This window comes from Pseudomonas sp. CROZ-RG-20F-R04-15 (assembly GCF_022662375.1).
GTDB lineage: Bacteria > Pseudomonadota > Gammaproteobacteria > Pseudomonadales > Pseudomonadaceae > Aquipseudomonas.
Genome location: NZ_JAKNQL010000058.1, coordinates 1 through 3180, shown reverse-complemented (window position 1 = coordinate 3180; position 3180 = coordinate 1). Strand labels below are relative to the sequence as shown.

Sequence of the window (3180 nt, the reverse complement as noted above, 5' to 3'; positions counted from 1 at the left end):
GATACGCCGGTGACCCTCGAACCGGTGCTTGCCGATGTCGGCGGCGTACTGACGTTCGGCGAAGCGCTGCATTACACCATCGGCCCCAGCGGCATTCTGCAGGTGACCAATTGCGATCGGGGCCAGCGTTATCGCATCACCTTCTTTCCCGATGTGTCCACCGACCATGTGCGTGCTCTGTATGCCTCTTATGAAGGTGTCATTGCAGGCCTGGAAGGCTGGCTGCGCGCTGAATGGGCAGGGTTTCAGCCACCGTGGACTGAGTTTTCCAGCGCCGGATTTCTTGACCGTTACGGTCAGTTGCAACAGGCCGATTGGCGCGGGTTCGAGAAAGCCCTGAACGGCGTTTGGGATGACATCAAACAAGTATTCGCCCTCCTCGCCGACTTGCAGGCCAACAGTGAAAAATTGCTGGAATACCTCAGCGAGGCCGAGCTTGAGGCGTTGTTGAATGCCTCCAGCGACGCCATTGCCAGCGGCTTGCTGATCCTCAGTGACGAACCACTGCTGTTCATTCATCTGGCCGCGTTCACCAGTTGGTTGAAGATGCTGCCGCCGCAATATCTGGCCGAAGTGGTGGCCGAGGTGCGGGTCGAACTGCTGATCAGTTTTCTGTTGATGGGGATGTCGGGCGGCGTCGGCGTGCCACTGCGCTTGAGCAGCAAAGTGCTGGCGAAGTTCAAGTCGCCCCGCGCGCGGGAATGGCTGGCGGCGTCGGCGTTGCGCTTGGCCGAACTGACGTCCTCGGCGGATTTGACGCGGCATGCCAGCGTTTTGAAGCCGCTGATGCTCAATGTGCGTGACGTGGAGTTGAAACCGACACCGTCGATACCGCTGAACATTCGTCAGGCCGATTCTGTGGTGTTGACGGTGCCGAATCCGGCGCCTGTTGTGCGGGACAAGTCTGGCGCTTCGAGCCGGATCGAGCGGCATGAGCCGCATGACGACTCGCCGGATCAGGCGAAAAACCCCAACGGTGACAGCGCCGATTGTGTGCCGCGTACGTGCACCAACGGTTGTCCGGTGTCGATGGTCACGGGTGAGGAACTGCTGACCCTGACTGATGCTGTGCTCGATGGCGTGTTGCCGTTTGAGTTCACCCGGTTGTATCGCTCAAGCGCCGCAGAGATCGATGTCGGGCTGGGGTTTGGCTGGAGTCATTCGCTGGCGCATCGGCTGGTCTTTGAGGGCGACTTTGTTGTCTGGGTTGACCATGAAAACCGTCGAACACGGTTTCCCCTGCCCAGTGTTGCACGGCCGGCGATTCACAACAGTTTGTCGCGGGCGGCGATTTTTCTGGGTGATGAGCCGGAGGAACTGATCCTGGCGCTGGCCGGGGACACGGCGCGGTTTTATCACTTTCGTGCGGGACGGCTGACGGCGATCAGTGATGCGTACGACAACCGATTGCGCGTTATTCGTGATCGGTCTGACCGGGTGCAGCGCCTGGACAACGGCGCCGGGCGTTCGCTGTTGTTGCGCTATGACCGTGCGCAGTTGCTGGGTGTGGATTATCAGGTGTTTCGCGAGGGTGTCTGGAGCACCGAACAAACGCTGGTCAGTTACCGCTACGACGCCTATCAGCACTTGATCGAAGCGACCAACGCCGTTGGTGACAGCGAGCGTTACGACTACGACGATTCTCACGTGATTCTGCAGCGGCAACTGGCGGGCGGGGCGAGTTTCTTCTGGGAGTGGGAGCGCGCGGGCAAGGCTTCTCGCTGCGTCAGGCATTGGGCGTCGTTTTCGCAGATGAACACGCGCTACGTCTGGTCAGAGGACGGCAGTGTCGCGGTGCATTACGTCGATGGCACCGAAGAAACGTACGTCCACGACGAGCGTGCGCGACTGGTGCGTAAAGTCTCGGCGGACGGTGGCGAGCAGCTCAAGGCCTATGACGATGCCGGGCGCTTGATTGCCGAGCAGGACGCGTTAGGCGCGGTCACCGAATACCGCTACGACGAGGTCGGACGGCTGATTGCGCTGATTCCACCGGACGAGGCGCCCACGTCCTACGAATACCGCAACGGTTTCCTTTTTCGGCGTTCGCGCGGTGACGCCGTGTGGATCTACCGGCGCAATGCCGAGGGCGATGTCACCGAAGCGGTCGACCCCGATGGCCAGGTCACCCATTACTACTACGACACTCGGGGTCAGTTGCTGTCGATCCGCTACCCGGACAGCAGCCGGCATCGCTTGGTGTGGAACAGCCTTGGCCAGTTGACCGAAGAGACCTTGCCCGACGGCGGCGTGCGGCGTTTTTCCTACGATGCACTGGGGCGGCGGACGACGACCGCCGACGAACACGCTGCAGTCACCCGTCAGCATTGGGACGCCGTCGGCCGACTGATTCAGACGACATTTCCTGACGGTGCGACTCGCGCCTACAGCTACGGCGCCTACGGTCAGGTCACCGCCGAGCGCGATGAACTGGGGCGCATTACTCGTTATGAATACGACGATGACCTGCACCTGGTCTCGCGGCGGATCAACCCCGACGGCACACGGGTGCAGTACCGCTACGACCATGCGCAGTTATTGCTCACCGAGATTGAAAACGAATCCGGGGAAAAATACCGGCTCGACTACACGCCGACCGGCCTGATTCGTCAGGAAAGCGGTTTTGATGGTCGCCGTACGGCATATGCCTATGACCTCAACGGCCATCTGCTGGAAAAGACCGAGTTCGGTGATGACGGCTCGCAACTGGTCACGGCGTATGAGCGCGATGCCGCAGGCCGGCTGCTGGTCAAAACCCTGCCCGACGGCATCAAGGTTTCTTATCAATACGACCGCCTCGGCCGTTTGATCGGCGTCGACGATGGCCAGAACCACCCGCTGGCCTTCGAGTACGACCGCCAGGACCGGCTGATCACCGAGCATCAGGGCTGGGGCACCCTGCGCTACCGCTACGACGCCTGCGGCCAGCTCAAGCGCTTGCGTCTGCCGGACAACAGCGTGCTCGACTACCACCACGCCAATGGCGGCGCGCTGACCGGCATCGATCTCAATGGCGCGGAACTGAGCCGCCATGTCTACCAGTCAGGTCGTGAACAACGACGCCAGCAAGGCCTGCTGCTCAGCGAATACTCTTACGACGATCAAGGACGATTACTCGCCCACGCCGTAGGCCATCAGCGCGATGCGTTGTACCGCCGCGATTATGCCTACAGCGCCAAC

The 3180-nt window shown here is 61.1% G+C and carries 1 protein-coding gene; it reads left to right on the top strand.

Annotated elements, in window-relative coordinates:
- A partial coding sequence (locus tag L8H52_RS30220; protein WP_242210156.1) for a DUF6531 domain-containing protein occupies positions 1 to 3180 on the top strand: 3180 nt, incomplete at both ends.